Consider the following 18,277-nt stretch of genomic DNA (forward strand, 5'->3'; position numbering starts at 1 on the left):
GGTCTCCTTCGGCGGAGATGGTTGCAACTGATACCGGATTCGCGCAAGCGCAATCCTGCCGAGGGCAGTTTCTTTAGAGCGCCGAACCCGCCGCGTGGGCGCTGGCCCAGGCCCATTGGAAGTTATAGCCGCCCAGCCAGCCGGTCACGTCCACCGCCTCGCCGATCGCGTAGAGGCCGGGTACCTTCTTCGCCTCCATCGTCTGGCTGGAAAGTTCCGCCGTACTGATCCCGCCGGCGGTGACTTCGGCCTTGGCAAAACCCTCGCTGCCATTGGGCGAAAAGTGCCAGTCACGCAGGCGCTCTTCCGCCGCGCGCAGGGCCTTGTCGGATTGGATGCCCAGTTCGCCAGCCACGCCCAGTCGCTCCGCCAGGGTGGTCGCCAGCCGTTCGGGCAAGGGCAGGACGCGGCGCAAGGCACTGCGCGGCTGGGCGCGCTTAGCATCTAGCAACCAGCCTTGTGGTTGATCGGGCAGATAATCGATCCGCACGTCATCGCCGCGCTGCCAATAGGATGAGACTTGCAGGATTGCCGGGCCGGACAGGCCGCGATGGGTGAACAGCGCGGCTTCGCGGAATGCTGCCTTGCCGCACCGCGCAACGACGTCGGTGGCCACGCCGGACAGTTCGGCAAACAGCGCGTCCTCGCCGCTCAATGTCAGCGGCACCAGCGCCGGGCGCGGCTGGACCACCTTGAGCCCGAACTGGCGGGCCAGCTCGTAGGCGAACTGGGTTGCACCCAGTTTGGGGATCGAAGGTCCGCCCGTGGCGATCACCAGTGCAGGGGCCCGTGCCCCGGCGACATGGAACTGGCCATCGCGATGTTCCACCGCCCCCGCCTCTCCGCCGAGCCGCAGGGTCACGCTGCCCTTGGCGCACTCATCCAGCAGCATGGCGACGATCTGTTTGGCCGAGTGGTCGCAGAACAGCTGGCCCAGCGTCTTTTCGTGCCAGGCAATTCCATAACTTTCGACCAGCTTGATGAAATCCGTCGGGGTGTAGCGCGCCAGGGCCGACTTGGCGAAATGCGGGTTGGCTGAAAGATAGCGGTCGGGCGCGGTGTGGACATTGGTAAAATTGCACCGCCCGCCGCCTGAGATCAGGATCTTGCGCCCTGCCTCGGCATTATGATCGAGCAGCAGCACCCGCTTGCCGCGCTGGCCTGCGGTGGCAGCGCAGAACAGCCCGGCGGCCCCGGCACCGAGGACGATGGCATCGAAATCGCTCAAGCCGCCGCGACCAGCTTAACCGCCAGCGCCTCGGCCACCTTGATCCCGTCAACTGCGGCCGAGAGGATGCCGCCGGCATAGCCCGCGCCTTCGCCCGCCGGGTAAAGGCCGGCCGTGTTGATTGACTGGAAGTCTGCCCCACGCCTGATGCGGATCGGGCTGGAGGTGCGGGTTTCAACTCCGGTCATCACCGCATCGGGATGGTCATAGCCGGGTACCTGGCGCCCGAAGACCGGCAGCGCCTCGCGCAGGGCGTCTATCACGAAGGCTGGTAGCACTTCGGCCAGGTCGGTCGGCTTGACCCCCGGCTTGTAGCTTGGCTGAACCACGCCGAACCCGGTTGAAGGGCGGCCCGCCAGCAGGTCTTCGACCCGCTGACCCGGCGCGTGATAGTTCGATCCGCCGGCGACAAAGGCTTTTTCTTCCAGCTGGCGCTGCAGCCGCACGCCCGCCAGCGGATCGCCGGGAAAGTCACGTTCCGGGTTGATGTCCACCACCAGTCCGGAGTTGGCGTTGAACTCGGCGCGCGAATACTGGCTCATCCCGTTGGTGACGACGCGGCCTTCCTCGCTGGTGGCGGCGACTACGCGCCCGCCCGGGCACATGCAGAATGAATAGACCGCGCGGCCATTGCTCGCCTGGTGCGACACAGCATAGGCCGCCGCGCCCAGGATGGAATTGCCAGCATTGGGGCCGAAGCGGGCCTTGTCGATCCAGCTTTGCGGATGCTCGATCCGCACGCCGATCGCAAAGGGCTTGGCCTCAACATAAACGCCGCGTTCGTGCAACTTGAAGAAGGTATCGCGGGCCGAATGGCCGACCGCGAGGATGACATGTTCGGCCGGCAGGAACTCTCCAGTTGAGAGCGTCAGGCCTTTGAGCTGGCCATCGGCAAGCGTGAAATCCTCCACCCGCGTGCCGAAGCGGTATTCGCCGCCCAGCTGTTCGATCGTCTCGCGGATCGACATGACCATCGTGACCAGCCGGAAGGTGCCCACATGCGGATGGGCTTCGGTCAGAATGTCTTCCGGTGCCCCTGCACGCACGAATTCGGTCAGCACCTTGCGCCCCAGGTGGCGTGGGTCCTTGATCCGCGAATAGAGCTTGCCGTCGGAAAAGGTGCCTGCGCCGCCTTCGCCGAACTGGGCATTGGATTCGGTTTCCAGCACGGCGCGGCGCCACAGGCCCCAGGTATCCTTGGTCCGCTCGCGCACGGCCTTGCCGCGTTCGATGATGATCGGTTTGAGCCCCATTTGCGCCAGGATCAGTGCGGCCATCAGCCCGCAGGGGCCTGCGCCAATGACCACCGGGCGTGGCCCGCTCCAGCCCTCCGGCGCCATGACCGGGAACTTGTAAGACAGGTCCGGCGTGGGCTTGATGTGCGGATCGCCATGGTGCCGCTCCAGCACTTCGGCTTCGTCGCGCACCGCCACGTCGATAGTGTAGATCAGCTTGATTGCGGTTTTCTTGCGGGCATCGTTGCCGCGCCGGAACACGCTGAAGCGCAACAGGTCTTCTTGCGGAACGCCAAGCTTGGCCAGCACCGCGGCTTCAAGCGCGGGCGGTTCATGGTCAAGCGGCAGGGCGAGATCGGTCAGGCGGATCATGGCAAGCGCCTTTCGCCGGGTCGGGCCGCGAAGGCAAGCGCAGAGGCGATCTGCGCGCGTCGCCACACCTGCGGCGGCTGGCCGTGATGGCTGGTGAACCAGGCAGTGAAGGCGGCCGAGCTGGCAAAGCCCAGCAGCTCGGCAATCTCGGCATTGCTGCGACGGCTGCCGGTTAGCTGACCACGTGCGAGTTCGCCGCGCACCTCGTCCAGCAGGCCGTGAAATGTCACACCTTCCTCGGCCAGGCGCCGTTCCATCGTTCGCCGTGACAGCCCCAGCCGCTCGGCCGCCAAGGGCGCGGTGCAGCGGCGCCCGGCCAGCATAGCGCGCAGCAGGCGGCGGACCCGTTCGGCCATGGCCAGCTCGCTTAGCCCGGGCAAGGCGGCGCGGAGTTGCGCGGCATAGGGCCGCAGCGGCGCCTCGGCGAGTTGGTTGGGGCGCCCCAGATCGGCGCGATCGAGCACGATTCCGCTGAAGTCCTGGGCATAGCGGACCGGCGCGGCGAAGGCCCGTTCGAACGGGCCGACCCGGACTGGACGCTGGCGTTCCAGATGGATCGCAATCGGTGTCCAGCCGGTGCCCAGGAGCTGGCGCAGGATGCGGTGAAGCATGGCGACGGCGACATCGGTCGCCTGCACCTTGGGCCCTTCTCCGGCGAGGGTGCAGGAAAGGATCGCCAGATCCTCCTGCTCAATCAGGTCGATCGTCAGCGCCTCGTTGTGCAACGGCAGGTATGAGGTGAAGACCCCCAGCGCGCTGCGGATGTCCGGCTCATCGCGCGCCAGCAGCGTTACCGGCCCCAGGTTGGAGAAGCCGCGCAGTTCCGAAAGCCGCAGGCCGAAGTCCTCGATCCCGGCCAGTTCGGCCGCGTGCTCAAAGGCCAGATTGACCCGGGCAGTAGGCAAGCGGCGGTCCGGCTCGCGCTCGGCATCGCCAGACAAGCCGCAGGCGCGCAGGATCGCCGCGGCATCCAGACTATAGCTGCGGGCCAGGGCGCCAAAGCCGGTCAGAGCGGCCGCACGAACTGTTGGTGTTTGGCGCATTTCCTAAAGCTGATGGCGCAAAAGCTAAATCCTGTCCAGCAAGTTGGGATAGTCTGCGCCCTGGGAGATAGAACGATGCCAACGACCACGCCCATCAGCGATGCCGCCCGCGCCAGTGGGCAGTGGAACCAGGCCTGGGACCAGGCCGCCGCCTTCGATGCCGAATGGATGGAAAAGTTCCTCGATATGGGTACCCATGCCGCCCGCAAGGGGATTATCGATCCTAAGACCTATGAACTGATCGCCATCGCGGTCGATGCCAGTTGCACCCACATGTATTCGCCTGGGGTGAAGCGCCACATTGCGAAGGCGCTCGATCTGGGGGTCACGCCGGAAGAGATCATGGCCGTGCTGCAGCTGGTCGCCGTGCTGGGGATCCATTCGGTGGCGCTTGGCACCCCGCATCTCGTTGAAGAAATGAACGCGCGCGGAATGCCTGTTCCGCAGCCCAAGAAGGACTAAGCCCATGCACTTCCTTGATGACAGCCTGCTGCCTGAAAACCAGGAAAAGCTGGTGATCCAGGTCGCCCCCTATGGCCCGCAGTGGCTGCCGGGCGATTTCCCCGAAGACATCCCGGTGACCATGGCCGACCAAGTCCAGAAGGCGGTCGATTGCTACAATGCCGGGGCCACCGTGCTGCATCTCCATTGCCGCGAGGCCGATGGCAGCGGGTCCAAGCGGTTGTCTTTGTTCAACGAGATGATCGACCGCATCCGCACCGCCTGCCCGGACATGCTGATTCAGGTCGGCGGTTCGATTTCGTTCGCCCCCGAGGGCGAGGGCGCCGAAGCCAAGTGGCTGTCCGACGATACCCGCCACATGCTGGCCGAACTGACGCCAAAGCCCGACCAGGTGACCATCGCCATCAACACCAACCAGATGGATATCTCCGCCTTGATGAGCGCGGATGATATTGCCGGGACCAGCCTGACCAACCCGGCGCTTTATGAAACCTACCGCAACATGCATTACGAAAGTGGCCCGGCCTTTGTTGAAGAACACTTGCGGCGCCTTGTTGCCAACGGGATCCAGCCGCATTTCATGCTGGGGGACCTCAGCCAGTTGGAAACGGTCGAGCGCCTGATCCGCAAGGGTCACTATCAGGGCCCGCTGGTGCTGAACTATGTTGCCATCGGAAGCAGTGCTGCCGGGACCCATCCCGCCGACCTGATTGAGTTCGCCCGCCGCGTGCCCGATGGCGCGGTGCTGACGATTGAATCCGTGATGCGCAACGTTGCGCCGTTCAATGCGATCGCAATTGCCCTTGGCCTGCACGTTCGCGTCGGGATTGAAGACAACCTGTGGAGCCGCAAGGGTGAGCGGATGACCTCGGTCCAGCAGGTTGAACAGATGGTGCGGATCGCAAATGAACTGCACCGCGATGTCGCGACCGGTCCGGAAGCCAAGGCGATTTACCACATCGGCACGTTCTATCAGTCGACTGACGAAACCCTGCGCCGCCTGGGCTATCCGCCCAATCGCCAGCCTGGCCAGCGGGGCGTGCCGCGGTGGGAGTATGCGTGAGGCAGTTGGAGGGTAGGGTCTGCGTCGTTACGGGGGCGGCACGCGGGCTCGGGCAGACGATCGCTGCCGCGCTCGGCGCGGCCGGCGGCCGCCTTGCACTCTGTGACCTGCGCGAGGATGCGCTTCGGGCAGCCGCTGCTGCGCTGCGGGCACAGGGCTGCGAAGTCTATGCCGCGGCCTGTGATGTCAGCGATAGCGCAGCGGTTGAGGGCTTCTTTGCCACTGTTGCCGAAGTCCTTGGTCCGGTTGACGTGCTGGTCAACAATGCCGCGCTGGTGCCGGGCGGACCAGAGGATGAGGCGCGCCGCAGCCGCCACTATACCTACCTGACCACGCCCGAGCCACGCGATACGCTGGGCTTCACCAGCGCGATGAGCGATGCCGAGTGGCTGAAGTACTGGGGCGTCAATGTCCACGGCGTCTTCTTCTGCACTCGCGCCGCGCTGAAGCAGATGGAGCCGCGTCGCTATGGCCGGATCGTCAACATTGCCTCGATCGCCGGGCTCTCCGCGCTGAGCGCACACAGCCCGCACTATTCGGCCACCAAGGGCGCGGTGATCGCTTTCACCCGTGCGGTTGCGGCCGAAGTGGCCGGGGCGAATATCTTCGTCAACGCGGTTGCGCCGGGCGGCGTCGCAACACCGCAGTTCGACGATTACATTGCCCGGCTCGACCCCGAGGCTCGCGGGCGGCTGTTCCAGATGATTCCGGCCGGACGGCTGGGAACCATGGATGAATATGCCGGGCTGGTTGTCTATCTGGCTGGCGACGGGCACTACCTTGCCGGACAGGTAATAAGCCCGAACGGGGGAATGGTCTGAATGGACAAGAACAAGCGCGATGACGCTGCCATGGCGGCCAGCCCCAAGGGCCTGATCCTGTTCATGCTGGCGCTGCATATCGTCAACCAGATTGATCGCCAGCTGGTTGCCGCTTTCGCGGCCGATATCATGCGCGACCTTAGCCTTAATCGCAGCCAGTTCGCGCTGATCGCGGGCCTGGCCTTCAGTGGGGTCTATGCCTTTGCCGCGCTCGCTGCCGGGGTAATGGCGGACCGGATTGGTCGGGTCAGGGTGCTGGCCAGCGGCCTGGGCGTGTGGAGCCTGTTCACGGCACTGGCCGGGTTGGCCCAGGGGTTCTGGACCATGCTGGCGGCGCGGCCCTTTGTGGCGGCGGGTGAGGCGACGCTGGTCCCCACGGCCAGCAACATCATCCTGGCCCGGGTCGACCAACGCCACCGTGCCGGCGCGCTGGGCCTGTTCTTTGCCGGCATCCCGATCGGCAATGGTGGCGGTTTCCTGATCGCCGCCTTGCTTGGTCCGGTGATCGGCTGGCGCTGGGCCTTCATCGGTATGGGCATCATCGGCCTGATCGCCCTCCTTGGCCTAAGCCGGGTCAAGGACCAGCCAGCGGAGCTGGCCGAGCGGCCAACCCTGCTGGGTAATCTGGGCGCGATTTTTGGATTATGGCGGAGCGTGCCCCGGATCATGTGGGCTTCGCTGGCCATCATTCTGGCCCATGCCCATTCTGCGACCAGCCCCTTTGTCCAGCTCTGGCTCGTGGCGGAAAAGGGTTATCAGCAAGGCGCTGCCGCTGGGCTTTATGGCAGTGTGTTTGTCTTGGCAGGGCTGGTCGGCACTTTTGGTTCGGGCCTGCTTGGCGATTGGGCGGCACGGCGGTTTGGCTGGGATCGTGCGCGCACCGTATTTCTGGTGCTGCTCGCGCTGGGGCCGCTGCTGCTCTGCTATCGGCTGGCACCAGGCGGCTCGGCTCTGTTTCTTGCGGGCATGGTCGGTTCGATCCTGTTCATGACGGTCCTGTACGGTCCGATCTTTGCCGTGATTGAAGAACTGCTGCCGGCGCGGCTCAAGGCTACATCAACCGGGCTCAACATGTTGTTGATCAACATTTTTGCGATCGGTGGCGTGTCCTATGCGATCGGTTTGCTGAGCGACTGGATGGTTGCGAACGGGGCAGCAAACAGCTGGTCTCTGCCATTGATGGCAGCCGATGCCCTGGCCCTGCTGGCGATCCCTTGCGCCTACTTGGCGATGCGGAGCCCGCGCACGATCCCTGCGTGATGGCCGCTGCTGACAACGCAATCGTCAGCAGCGCCGGCCACCTTGGGCCCACATTTGCGGAAATTTGCTATTCCAGCGAAAAGGGCGCATAGGTTGCGGGCTACGTCGCCTGCGACGGGACTTTCGGCAGTTGATGCCCCAACTCCCCTTACACGCCACATTGCCTCATGCGCACGCTGCGCATGGGTCCTGCAGGTTTCGTGAAAGGACTGCATCATGCCTATCGGCACCGTAAAATTTTTCAATACCGACAAGGGTTTTGGCTTCATCGCACCCGATGACGGCGGCACGGACAGCTTTGTCCACATCACCGCGGTCCAAGCTGCGGGCATGTCGACGCTCGACAAGGACCAGCGCGTAAAGTTCGAACTGGAAACCGATCAGCGTGGGCGGACCTCGGCCGTCAACCTCGAGTCGGCCTGATCGCATGGCCAAAGAGGAGTTAATGACCCTCGAAGGCCAGATCGATGATATCCTCCCCGACGGCCGGTTCGGTGTGGTGCTCGAAAACGGGCACCGCATCGTGGCCTATACTTCCGGCAAGATGCGCAAGTTCCGCATCCGCTCGGTCGTCGGGGATCGGGTCAAGGTCGAAATGACGGCCTACGATCTCAGCAAGGGCCGGATCGTTTTCCGCGATCGCGGCCCGGGCTTCACAACGGGGGCACCACCACGGCGACAGCAACGTCGCTAAGGGGCAAATCCGAGGAGCAAGCCGATGTCCGTATCCACCCAGTTCTATCTTGACCAGGCTGCCGAATGTGGTCGCAACGCGGCGTCGGCGACGCTCCAGAACCAGCGCGAAGTTCTGCTCAAGGCTCAGGCCGCTTGGCAGGCCATGGCTGACCGGGCGATCCGTACCGCCACAGAACGCGACCGCCGCGATGCCGAACGCCGCGATGTGGCCGAGGCTCTCTGAGGAGACTCCCAATGTCCAACGATCTGATCCGTCCGTTCCTGATTACCCGCGATGCGGCCGGAAACGTTCGCCTCTCGGTGCGCGACGTGCGTTACAATTCACAAGGCTATCCGCTGGTTACCGCGGTGATGCAGGACGCGCTGTTCGAAACCGTGGCCGCTGCGCGCAGCTATGCCCGCGAACACTTCCAGGCGATTGCCGGACAGTACGAACTCAAGACCAGCTAGAGCGGGTTGCCGTCGCGGTCGCGATAGATTTCGCGGCGGCCCACATGGTTGGCCGGGCCAACAAAGCCGTCCGCCTCCATCCGCTCGACCCATTTGGCGGCGGTATTGTAACCGACGCCAAGCTGACGCTGCAGCCAACTGGCTGATGCCTTCTGGCTTTCGAACACGATCTGGCAGGCCTGGCGATACTTGCGCTCATCGGGGCTGTCCGATGCTGTGGCATCGAGGTCGTCGAAGCTGAAGCCGCCATCCTCGGGTTCCTCGGTAACCGAGTCGACATATTCCGGCTTGCCCTGAGCGCGCCAGAAATCAGCCAGCCGCTCAACCTCTTCGTCCGAAACGAACGGCCCGTGGACACGGCGGATCGGGTCGGTGTTGGGCTTGTAAAGCATGTCGCCCTTGCCCAGCAGCTGCTCGGCGCCTTGCTCGCCCAAAATGGTGCGGCTGTCGATCCGGCTGGTCACGGCAAAGCTGATACGGGTCGGCAGGTTGGCCTTGATCACGCCGGTGATAACGTCGACCGACGGGCGCTGCGTCGCCATGATCAGGTGGATCCCGGCGGCGCGGCTCTTCTGGCTAAGGCGCTGGATCAGCACTTCGACTTCCTTGCCCACCGTGACCATCAGGTCGGCCAGTTCGTCAACGATCACCACGATCTGCGGCAGGACCGGGTAATCGAGCTGGTGCTCTTCATACAGCTCCTCGCCGGTTTCGGGATCGAAGCCGATCTGGATCCGTCGGCCCAGCGGCTTGCCCCGCGCAATCGCGGCCTTCACCTTTTCATTGAAGCCAGCCAGGTTGCGGACCGAAATCTCGCTCATCATCCGGTAGCGGCGTTCCATCTCCTCGACCGCCCACTTCAGCGCCCGCACGGCCTTGGCCGGCTCGGTCACCACGGGTGAGAGCAAGTGCGGGATGTCGTCGTAGGACTTCAGTTCCAGCACCTTGGGGTCAACCAGGATCAGGCGGCATTGCGCCGGGGTCAGGCGATAGAGCAGCGACAGCAGGATCGTGTTGAGCCCGACCGACTTGCCCGAGCCGGTCGTCCCCGCCACAAGCAAGTGCGGCATGGTGGCCAGATCGGCCACCACCGGTTCGCCGGCAATGTCCTTGCCCAGGATGATCGGCAGCATGCCCTTCGATCCGGCGAAGGCCTCGCTTGCGACCATTTCCTTGAAGCTGACCATCTGCCGGTCGGCATTGGGCAGTTCGATCCCCATCACCGTGCGGCCCGGAATCGGAGAGACGCGGGCGGAGATCGCGCTCATGTTGCGGGCGATATCATCGGCCAAGCCGACCACGCGGCTGGCCTTGATGCCTGGCGCGGGCTCCAGCTCATACATGGTGACGACCGGACCGGTGCGGACCGCGGTGATTTCGCCCTTCACGTTGAAATCGTCGAGCACGGTTTCCAGCAGGCGGGCGTTGCGTTCCAGTGCCAGCTTGTCGATCTTCTGCTTCGAATGCGGTGGCGGATCGTTGAGCAGATCGAGCGATGGCAGCTCATAATTGTCAAACAGGTCACCCTGCTTGCCCGAGGTGGCGAGCTGCGCGGGTTTGGCCGGTCGGGTCGGATCGGTAATCACAGGCGGCTTGCGCGGGGGCTCATTTGCCGCGGCCGGAGTAGGGCGAGGATCGACCGCGGCCTTGGCTGCGGGCTTAACATTGATCGCCACGTCACTTTCGATTTCAGGGCTGCGGCGCAGGAAGGCCGGAAGCGTCAGCAAGCTGCCCCAGTCCAGCGCGAAAACGCGCGCGGTCAGCATTGAGCCACCTGCCAGACAAGCGAGACCGGAGGCGAGAATTGCCCAAAAACGACCACTTTCCGGGAGGAGGCTGGCCAAAGCCTCAATCACGCGGGCACCCAGCAGGCCGCTGATCCCGCCCATCCCGGCAGGCAACGATCCGCCCGGACCGGTAAAGACCAGCGCCATGACGGTGCCCAACAGGGCCATAGCAAAAAGCAGCACGCCGATTGGCTTCCACCAGGCATGGTCGGCATGGGGCAAGTCGGAATCCTCCTCCTCGACCAGGCGCCACAGCTTGCGGGCACCAACATAAAGCAGGGGCAGGAACAGGACCGAGATCGGCCCAAACAGGAACAGCGCACGTTCAGCCACCCAGGCACCCGGTGTTCCCATCCAGTTGGCTGGCGGACCACCTGCGGCGGTCGAGCCCGAAGGATCGGTCTGGTGATAGCTGATCAGCGCCAGCGCGAGGAACACCATTCCCCCCAGCAGCAGGCCCGCTCCACCGATCTCTGAGGCCCGACGCGCGGCACGGCGCAGCGTGGCGCGCCAGTTAACTTGCGCGCCGCGGCTTCCCGCGTTGACTGCCCCTGTCGCCATGATACTTCCCTTCGTTCGGCGGCCTTAATGCGCCTGCCGGTGACTCCGCGTCAAGAATCCATGGAAATCTGGCGAGTCGCCTTAACGCAAAAAGGCGTCGATAGCGGCCCAGCGCGGCCACTTCAGCCGCCGGTTGGCGGCTTGGCTCATCCCGCCGAGCGCAATTACCGGCACGCGTGAGCGCGCGGCGAGCAGGCGGAAGCGCAGCGGGCCAAGGACCCTGCCCCCCGGATGCGACCGGGTTGGGAAAACCGGAGACAACAAGACGGCCTGGGCACGGGCGGCCCGCCGCAATTCGCGCAGCGAATGGGCCGTTGCCAGGGCCGCATCGCGGTGCGCGCCATAGGAACCGTCTGCCCCCCAGTGCCGCGCCTGCGCCGCGCTGCCAGACAGGACCAGGCGGATGCCGCGTGCGCGTGCGATCCTGGCCAGGGCCCGCCAGCGCCTGCGCCGTTCATCGTCTGGCAAATGGTAATGGCGAAACACAAAGCCGCTGCCACGCGGCAACTGCCTGAGCGCGCGTTCCAGCACCGCATCGTTGCGCGCGTCGCTCAGCAACCAGATTTCGGGCAAGGGCTTCATTTGCGGCACGGCATCGCTATAGCACCGCGCCATGACTGATCCAGCCACCGCGCTCGCCGAGATCCACGCCCGCATTGCCCGCACCGCAGAGATTGCCGGTCGCAAGCCAGCGGACGTGACGCTGGTGGCTGTCAGCAAGACCCATCCGGCTGAACGCATCGCGCCGCTGATCGCTGCGGGTCAGCGTGTGTTCGGGGAAAACCGGGTGCAGGAAGCTGCCGAAAAGTGGCCCGCCCTGCGCGAGGGCAATCCCGACATTGCCTTGCACCTCGTCGGCCAGCTCCAGTCAAACAAGGCCGAGGATGCGGTGGCCCTGTTCGATTGCATCCCCTCGCTTGACCGCCCTTCGCTGGTCGGCGCACTGGGCAAGGCGATGGACAAGACTGGTCGGCGGGTGCCGTGCTTTGTTCAGGTCAATATCGGGGCTGAAGAGCAGAAGGGCGGCTGCGCGATTGCTGATCTCCCGGCCCTGCTGGCCGAAGCCCGCGCGGCGCAGATCCCGGTGATCGGGCTGATGTGCGTCCCGCCCGTGGGGATCGAGGGTGCGCCATTCTTCGCGCTGCTCGATAAGTTGGCGCGCGATCACGGTCTGGCCGGACGCTCGATGGGGATGAGCGACGATTTCGAAACCGCGATCATGCTGGGTGCTACCCACATTCGCGTCGGTTCCGCCTTGTTCGGCGCGCGCGGCTGACCTAGCCTGTCCTCCAAGGTGGCAGAGCGACCGCCGTGGAGGATCATGAGCGAAGCAGCACCCGACATTTCCGGCGATAGTTTCAAGGAATGGATTCCGGCCGGCTGGCCAGCACGCAGCCTGGCCGAATGCGAAGCCATCCTCTGTGCGCCCGGCGCCAAGTTTGAATATGAAACGATCCCCATTCGCGGCGTGCCGACGCGGGTCTGGAAGAACGCACCCGAAAACCTTGCCGCCCTGGCCCGCGTGGGCCGCAGCCATGGCAATGCGACCTTCCTGATCTACGAGGATGAGCGTGTCTCCTACGGCGCCTGGTTCCGCGCGGTTGCTGCTCTTGGCCGACATTTGCAATCGCTGGGCGTAACGAAGGGTGACCGGGTGGCCCTGGCCATGCGCAACCTGCCCGAATGGCCGGTAGTGTTCTTCGCGGCCGTTACCATCGGTGCGATCTGCGTGCCGCTTAATGCCTGGTGGACCGGTCCGGAGCTGGCCTATGGCCTTGCCCATTCTGGCGCCAAGGTGCTGGTCTGCGATGGTGAGCGGCTTGACCGGATTGCCCCGCACCGGGCCGAACTGGCCGACCTTGCGCAGGTGATCGTTTCGCGGCGCGATCCCGTCCCGGCCGGGGTTACTGCGCTGGAAAGCGTGATCGGTCCCTCATCGGCCTGGGGCAAGCTGCCCGATCAGGACCTTCCTGCCGTGGCAATCGCGCCCGATGATGATGCGACGATCCTTTACACCTCTGGCACAACCGGCAACCCCAAGGGTGCGCTGGGCACGCACCGCAATTTCGTCACCAATATACTTTCCAGTGCCTATGGCGCGGCGCGGCAAGTGCTGCGGCGGGGCGAGCCTCTGCCGGATCCGGCGCGCAAGGTGGTGCTGACAGTCATTCCGCTGTTCCACGCCACCGCCTGTTCGGCAACGATGATGGGGGCGATCGCCGCGGGCCACACGATGATCTTCATGTACAAGTGGGAACCGGAAAAGGCCTTCCAGATCATCGAGCGCGAAAAGGTCAATTCGACTGGCGGGGTGCCGACCATCGCCTGGCAATTGATCGAACACCCGGCGCGTGAAAAGTATGACCTGTCCTCGATCGAGGCGATTGCCTATGGCGGCGCGCCCTCGGCGCCGGATCTGGTGCGCAAGATCCGCGAAGTGTTTGGCGCCTTGCCTGGCAATGGCTGGGGCATGACCGAGACGACCGCAACCGTTACCGGGCTTTCGGCTGAAGACTATCTCAATCGCCCGACCAGCTGCGGCCCGCCGGTTGCCGTTGCCAGGCTCAAGGTGCTGGGCGAGGACGGCCAGGACCTGCCACCCGGCCAGATTGGCGAACTCTATGCTTCAGGCCCAATGATCGTGAAGGGATACTGGAACAACCCGGAAACCTCTGCTGCGACCTTCATCGATGGCTGGGTGCGCACCGGGGACCTTGCCTGGCTCGACGAGGAGGGTTTCTGCTACATCGCAGACCGGGCCAAGGACATCGTGATCCGCGGCGGCGAGAACATCTACTCATCCGAGGTCGAGAACGTGCTTTACGATCACCCGGCGGTGATGGATGCCGCCGTGGTTGGTATTCCGCACCGCACCCTGGGCGAGGAGCCGGCCGCCGTCGTCCACCTGACGCCGGGCCAGTCCGCCAGCGAAGCCGAACTGCAGGCCTGGGTCCGCGAACGCCTGGCAGCCTTCAAGGTCCCGGTGCGGATCCTGTTCCATCCCGAAACGCTGCCGCGCAACGCCAATGGCAAGATCCTCAAGAAGGACCTCAAGGCGCTGTTTGATTAGCCCTTGGTTTGATTAGCCCTTGTGGCGATCCAGTTCGTCGCCCTGCAGGGTAACGACATGGAGCAGGTTGGTCGAACCAGGCGTGCCAAAGGGCACCCCGGCCAGGGTGATCAGCTTTGATCCGGCGGTGCCGAAGCCATGGCGCAGCGCCATCCGCTTGCCCTTGCCGATCATCTCTTCAAAGCTACCAATGTCCTTGGTGGTGACGGCATGGGCGCCCCACAGCAGCGCCAGCTTGCGGGCGATCTTCTGTGAAGGGGTCAGCACCAGCATCGGGGCGGCGGGGCGTTCGCGCGCCACGCGGCGGGCGGTGCTGCCCGATCCGGTGAACACGATCACGCCCGCAATCGGCAACGATTCCGCAATCGAGGCGCAGGAATGGGCCAGCGCATCGGCCGTGGTGCGGTCAGGCATTACGTCGGCAAAGCTGACCTGCTGGCGATAGCCCGGGTCGCGCTCTACCTGTCCGGCGATGCGGTCCATGATCGTCACAGCTTCAACCGGCCAGGCACCGCTGGCGGTTTCGGCCGAAAGCATGACCGCGTCGGCTCCGTCGTAAACCGCATTGGCCACATCGGACACTTCGGCGCGGGTCGGGGCCGGGCTTTCGATCATCGATTCCAGCATCTGCGTAGCGACGACCACCGGCTTGCCCGAACGGCGGGTGGCCGCGACGATGCGCTTCTGCAGCGGCGGCACTTCTTCGGGGTTCAGCTCAACCCCCAGGTCACCGCGGGCAACCATGATCCCGTCGGCCAGTTCGATGATTTCATCGAGCCGACTGATTGCGGCGGGCTTTTCAATCTTGGCCATCAACGCAGTCTGGGTGCCACCGATCAGCTTGCGCGCCTCGGCGACGTCCTCCGGACGCTGGACAAAGGACAGCGCGATCCAGTCTGCCCCTTGTTCGAGCGCGAAGGCCAGGTCGCGGCGGTCCTTCTCCGTCAGGGCTGGCACCGGCACGACAGCGTCGGGCACGTTGACGCCCTTGCGGTCCATGATGACACCCCCGACTTCGGCCGAGCAGAGGATTGCGTCGAGGCTGGCTTCGATCACCTTGAGCCGCAATTTGCCGTCATCGATTAGCAGCCGCTGGCCCTTCTGGAGGACGCCGAACAGCTCCGGATGGGGCAGATAGACGCGGCTTTCGTCACCCAGCTCGGGATTGCGGTCGAGCGTGAAGTGGCCCGAATGGCGGATAACCGCCTTGCCGTCCTTGAATTGGCCAACGCGTAGCTTGGGGCCTTGCAGGTCGCACAGCACGGCGATCGGGCGCCCGATTTCCTTTTCGACCGCGCGGATTGCGGCGATGGTCTGGGCGTGAGTTTCATGATCGCCGTGGCTCATGTTGACGCGGAAGGCATCGGCGCCAGCGCGCACCAGCTTTTCGATCATTTCGGGGCTGCGGCTGGCCGGCCCCAGCGTTGCGAGGATCTTGATCTTGCGCCCACGCGGATCGAATTTTGCCACGTAAAATTCCTTCTTCTTATCGCCGCCCCTATGGCAAAGTGGCGATGAAAACCCAAGGGTATGCCCATGAGCTGTTCTGAAAATACGAATGCGAACCCCGCAGATCCCCTTGAGGCGCTGGATGATGCCGTTGCCGCCACCGCTTTCCGGCGATTGGTGCGCCACCTGCGCCACCGTCATGACGCACAGAATATCGAGCTGATGGTTCTGGCCGGCTTTTGCCGCAATTGCCTGGCCGACTGGATCCGCGATGCCGGTGCGCCCTATGACAAGGAAGGTGCCCGCGAGGTAATCCACGGCATGTCCTCAGCGACATGGAAAGCGCGTTTCCACAGGGAAGCGACTCCCGAACAGCTTGAAGCCATGGCCGAGAGCTTGAAGAAGAACGCACCCACCCCCTAAGAGCCGGTCAACCGATTCACCTTTTACCGGAGCTTACTTTCACATGGCTGAAACCACCGACGACCGCCTGCGCCTGCTGATCGAACGCGTGGAACGCCTGGAAGAGGAAAAGAAGGGCATCGCCGACGACATTCGTGATGTCTACGCCGAAGCCAAGGCCGTGGGCTATGATGCCAAGATCATGCGCCAGATCGTCCGCCTGCGGAAGATGAAGCCCGATGATCGCGCCGAGATGGAAGCGATCCTTGATGTCTACAAGGCGGCGCTGGGCCTCGGCTAAGCGCTTGATTGGCGGGGAGCCGCTCCTATCTTTGGTGCATCAGCACCGGGAAAAGGAGCACCCCGCATGATCGTTACCACCACCCCCACGATCGAAGGCCGTCCGGTCCAGCAATACCTTGGTGTGGTTACCGGCGAAGTGATCGTTGGCGCCAACATGTTCCGCGATCTGTTCGCCAGCATCCGCGACATCGTTGGCGGGCGCTCGGGTTCCTATGAGGACGTGCTGGCCCGCGCCCGGATGCAGGCGCTCGATGAAATGAAGCAGTTCGCCGCCGGCATGGGCGGCAATGCCGTGGTCGGGGTTGATCTCGATTACGAAGTGCTCGGCGCCAATGGCTCGATGCTGATGGTTAGCGCCACCGGCACGGCCGTGGTTGTCTGATCGGAGCCGGTCGGCTAGGGGGCGGCTCAATTCCAATCCCTAGCTGACGGTATATCCCCATGGCAGGCCATTCCAAATTCAAGAATATCATGCACCGCAAGGGTGCGCAGGATAAGAAGCGCGCCGCCCAGTTTTCCAAGCTGAGCCGCGAAATCACCGTTGCCGCCAAGATGGGCATGCCCGATCCGGACATGAACCCGCGCCTGCGCGCCGCGGTCAATGCCGCTAAGGCGCAGTCGATGCCCAAGGACAATATCCAGCGGGCGATCGACAAGGCCAGCCGCGGCGATGGCGAGAACTACGAAGAAATCCGCTATGAAGGCTATGGCCCGGGCGGCGTCGCGCTGATTGTTGAAGCGCTGACCGACAACCGCAACCGTACTGCCACCAACGTGCGCACCGCCTTTGCCAAGAATGGCGGCAACCTCGGCGCTTCTGGCGCGGTGAGCCACGGGTTCGAACGGCTTGGCCTGATCGAATATCCGGGCAGCGCGGGCGATGCCGACAAGGTGTTCGAAGCCGCACTCGAAGCCGGCGCCGACGACGTTGAAAGCGATGACGATGCACACGCCATCTGGGTGGCGGTGGAAAACCTCCACCCCGTGGCGCGCGAGCTGGAAAAGGTGCTGGGCGAGGCCGAGGGCGTGAAGCTAGCCTGGAAGCCCAGCCTCAAGACCGAAGTCAGCGCAGAAGACGCCGCGACCCTGCTCAAGCTGATCGACGTGCTTGACGACGACGACGACGTCCAGACCGTCTGGGGCAATTACGAAATCCCGGACGCGGTCATGGAGCAGTTGGGCTGATCATCATCGGCCTCGATCCCTCCCTCAGCTGCACCGGCTGGGGGATCGTCGCCAAGAGCGGCAACCGGCTGAGCCACATTGCCAATGGCCAGGTAAAGACCGATCCCAAGGCCCCGCTGGCCGAGCGGCTGGTGGTGCTGGACCGGGAACTGACCGACGTGCTGCTGCGCCACCGCCCGGACACGGGTGCGGTCGAGGAAGTTTTCGTCAACAAGAACGCGCAATCTACGCTGAAGCTGGGCCAGGCGCGCGGGGTCTGCCTGCTGGCGCTGGCTCGCGCCGGGCTGTCGGTTGCCGAATATGCGCCTACGCTGGTCAAGAAGGCGGTGGTCGGCACGGGCGGGGCGGAAAAGGCCCAGGTCCAGGCCATGCTCAAGGTCCTGCTGCCGGGCGTGACCCCCGCCGGGGCCGATGCCGCCGATGCGCTGGCCGTGGCAATAACCCACGCTCATTTGAACCGGAGCTAGCCATCGGGGGTTAATGCAGGGGGTGCAACGTGCTGCTTTGGCAGCAGACAGGAGCCACCCCATGCCCTTTCACCGCTTGCTTGCACTGGCCGCAATGGCCGGCCTTGCTGTCTCGGGCTGCACCGCCAGCCGTTACCAGATCTCCGATGCCCTCCAGCGCTATGGGCTGAGTGAAAACCAGTCGAGCTGCGCCGCAGAATTCCTGCGCGGGCATCTCAGCACCAGCCAGGTCAGCCGCCTGACCCGGGCGGCGCGCTATTATGATCGTGACGGCCCTCTGACCTTTGGTGACTTGATCCGCGTTGCCGGGCGGATCGATGATCGCGAAGTGCTGTTCCAGGTTGGTGCCGCTGCGCTGGCCTGCCGGATCGCTGCAGATATCCCCTTGCCGCGCTTCTAGTTCATAACTGTTCGCCACTTGTT

The 18,277-nt window shown here is 64.3% G+C and carries 22 protein-coding genes; 16 read left to right on the forward strand and 6 right to left on the reverse strand.

Annotated features, from left to right (window positions below):
• Positions 1–73 precede the first annotated feature (73 nt).
• From RQP55_RS03225 to RQP55_RS03235, 3 genes are read right to left on the reverse strand one after another with little or no spacing between them, the layout of a single operon-like run.
• The gene (locus RQP55_RS03225) at positions 74–1,228 is read right to left on the reverse strand and encodes an NAD(P)/FAD-dependent oxidoreductase (protein ID WP_315608748.1); all 1,155 of its coding nucleotides are present in this window, start codon (positions 1,226–1,228) and stop codon (positions 74–76) included.
• Positions 1,225–2,835: an NAD(P)/FAD-dependent oxidoreductase gene (locus RQP55_RS03230; RefSeq protein ID WP_315608749.1), complete on the reverse strand. Its 1,611-nt coding sequence runs from the start codon at positions 2,833–2,835 to the stop codon at positions 1,225–1,227. Before RQP55_RS03230 ends, RQP55_RS03225 begins: the two co-directional genes overlap by 4 nt.
• Positions 2,832–3,878, reverse strand: coding sequence for an AraC family transcriptional regulator (locus tag RQP55_RS03235; RefSeq protein WP_315608750.1), 1,047 nt, complete (start codon positions 3,876–3,878; stop codon positions 2,832–2,834). Before RQP55_RS03235 ends, RQP55_RS03230 begins: the two co-directional genes overlap by 4 nt.
• A 75-nt stretch (positions 3,879–3,953) precedes the next feature.
• Between RQP55_RS03235 and RQP55_RS03240 the strand changes: the two genes are divergently transcribed.
• The 8 genes from RQP55_RS03240 to RQP55_RS03275 all read left to right on the forward strand — a co-directional run bounded on the left by RQP55_RS03240 (position 3,954) and on the right by RQP55_RS03275 (position 8,630).
• Positions 3,954–4,340, forward strand: coding sequence for a carboxymuconolactone decarboxylase family protein (locus tag RQP55_RS03240; RefSeq protein WP_315608751.1), 387 nt, complete (start codon positions 3,954–3,956; stop codon positions 4,338–4,340).
• Positions 4,341–4,344: 4 nt separating this feature from the next.
• A complete protein-coding gene (locus RQP55_RS03245; protein ID WP_315608752.1) occupies positions 4,345–5,403 on the forward strand; it encodes a 3-keto-5-aminohexanoate cleavage protein in 1,059 nt (352 codons plus the stop codon).
• Complete coding sequence (locus tag RQP55_RS03250) at positions 5,400–6,224, forward strand: SDR family NAD(P)-dependent oxidoreductase (RefSeq protein WP_315608753.1); 825 nt, start codon at positions 5,400–5,402, stop codon at positions 6,222–6,224. The genes RQP55_RS03245 and RQP55_RS03250 overlap by 4 nt, the downstream gene beginning before the upstream one ends.
• Entirely contained in the window at positions 6,225–7,484 is a 1,260-nt protein-coding gene (locus tag RQP55_RS03255) for an MFS transporter (protein ID WP_315608754.1), read from the forward strand. It abuts the gene before it with no gap.
• 216 nt (positions 7,485–7,700) lie between these two features.
• Positions 7,701–7,907: a cold-shock protein gene (locus RQP55_RS03260; RefSeq protein ID WP_315608755.1), complete on the forward strand. Its 207-nt coding sequence runs from the start codon at positions 7,701–7,703 to the stop codon at positions 7,905–7,907.
• Positions 7,908–7,911: 4 nt separating this feature from the next.
• Positions 7,912–8,178: a translation initiation factor IF-1 gene (gene infA / locus RQP55_RS03265; RefSeq protein WP_315608756.1), complete on the forward strand. Its 267-nt coding sequence runs from the start codon at positions 7,912–7,914 to the stop codon at positions 8,176–8,178.
• Between the two features lie 24 nt (positions 8,179–8,202).
• On the forward strand, positions 8,203–8,403 hold the full coding sequence (locus RQP55_RS03270) for a hypothetical protein (RefSeq protein ID WP_315608757.1): 201 nt from the start codon (positions 8,203–8,205) through the stop codon (positions 8,401–8,403).
• Positions 8,404–8,414: 11 nt separating this feature from the next.
• The gene (locus tag RQP55_RS03275; protein ID WP_315608758.1) at positions 8,415–8,630 is read left to right on the forward strand and encodes a hypothetical protein; all 216 of its coding nucleotides are present in this window, start codon (positions 8,415–8,417) and stop codon (positions 8,628–8,630) included.
• Here the strand turns inward: RQP55_RS03275 and RQP55_RS03280 are convergent.
• Positions 8,627–10,978, reverse strand: coding sequence for a DNA translocase FtsK (locus tag RQP55_RS03280; protein WP_315608759.1), 2,352 nt, complete (start codon positions 10,976–10,978; stop codon positions 8,627–8,629). The two genes, RQP55_RS03275 and RQP55_RS03280, sit on opposite strands and share 4 nt — an antisense overlap.
• Positions 10,979–11,059: 81 nt before the next feature.
• On the reverse strand, positions 11,060–11,593 hold the full coding sequence (locus RQP55_RS03285) for a thiamine phosphate synthase (protein ID WP_315608760.1): 534 nt from the start codon (positions 11,591–11,593) through the stop codon (positions 11,060–11,062).
• Here RQP55_RS03285 and RQP55_RS03290 point away from each other — a divergent pair.
• Entirely contained in the window at positions 11,592–12,254 is a 663-nt protein-coding gene (locus tag RQP55_RS03290) for a YggS family pyridoxal phosphate-dependent enzyme (RefSeq protein WP_315608761.1), read from the forward strand. The two genes, RQP55_RS03285 and RQP55_RS03290, sit on opposite strands and share 2 nt — an antisense overlap.
• A 45-nt stretch (positions 12,255–12,299) precedes the next feature.
• A complete protein-coding gene (locus RQP55_RS03295; RefSeq protein WP_315608762.1) occupies positions 12,300–14,048 on the forward strand; it encodes a class I adenylate-forming enzyme family protein in 1,749 nt (582 codons plus the stop codon).
• A gap of 12 nt (positions 14,049–14,060) precedes the next feature.
• On the opposite strand, the gene pyk is transcribed toward RQP55_RS03295, so the two are convergent.
• Positions 14,061–15,518 (reverse strand): pyruvate kinase, encoded by a 1,458-nt coding sequence (gene pyk / locus RQP55_RS03300; RefSeq protein WP_315608763.1) that lies wholly within the window; start codon positions 15,516–15,518, stop codon positions 14,061–14,063.
• A 66-nt stretch (positions 15,519–15,584) separates the two neighbouring features.
• Between pyk and RQP55_RS03305 the strand changes: the two genes are divergently transcribed.
• The 6 genes from RQP55_RS03305 to RQP55_RS03330 all read left to right on the forward strand — a co-directional run bounded on the left by RQP55_RS03305 (position 15,585) and on the right by RQP55_RS03330 (position 18,254).
• A complete protein-coding gene (locus RQP55_RS03305; protein ID WP_315608764.1) occupies positions 15,585–15,920 on the forward strand; it encodes a DUF1244 domain-containing protein in 336 nt (111 codons plus the stop codon).
• Between the two features lie 43 nt (positions 15,921–15,963).
• Complete coding sequence (locus RQP55_RS03310; protein WP_315608765.1) at positions 15,964–16,200, forward strand: DUF2312 domain-containing protein; 237 nt, start codon at positions 15,964–15,966, stop codon at positions 16,198–16,200.
• 66 nt (positions 16,201–16,266) lie between these two features.
• On the forward strand, positions 16,267–16,584 hold the full coding sequence (locus tag RQP55_RS03315; protein WP_315608766.1) for a heavy metal-binding domain-containing protein: 318 nt from the start codon (positions 16,267–16,269) through the stop codon (positions 16,582–16,584).
• A gap of 59 nt (positions 16,585–16,643) precedes the next feature.
• A complete protein-coding gene (locus RQP55_RS03320) occupies positions 16,644–17,387 on the forward strand; it encodes a YebC/PmpR family DNA-binding transcriptional regulator (RefSeq protein WP_315608767.1) in 744 nt (247 codons plus the stop codon).
• Positions 17,384–17,854 carry a crossover junction endodeoxyribonuclease RuvC gene (gene ruvC / locus RQP55_RS03325; RefSeq protein ID WP_315609000.1) on the forward strand — a complete coding sequence of 157 codons (471 nt, stop codon included), beginning with the start codon at positions 17,384–17,386 and terminating at the stop codon, positions 17,852–17,854. The genes RQP55_RS03320 and ruvC overlap by 4 nt, the downstream gene beginning before the upstream one ends.
• 61 nt (positions 17,855–17,915) lie before the next feature.
• Positions 17,916–18,254 (forward strand): hypothetical protein, encoded by a 339-nt coding sequence (locus tag RQP55_RS03330; RefSeq protein ID WP_315608768.1) that lies wholly within the window; start codon positions 17,916–17,918, stop codon positions 18,252–18,254.
• Positions 18,255–18,277 lie beyond the last annotated feature (23 nt).

The sequence above is a fragment of the Novosphingobium sp. APW14 genome (assembly GCF_032337075.1).
Taxonomy (GTDB): Bacteria; Pseudomonadota; Alphaproteobacteria; order Sphingomonadales; family Sphingomonadaceae; genus Novosphingobium.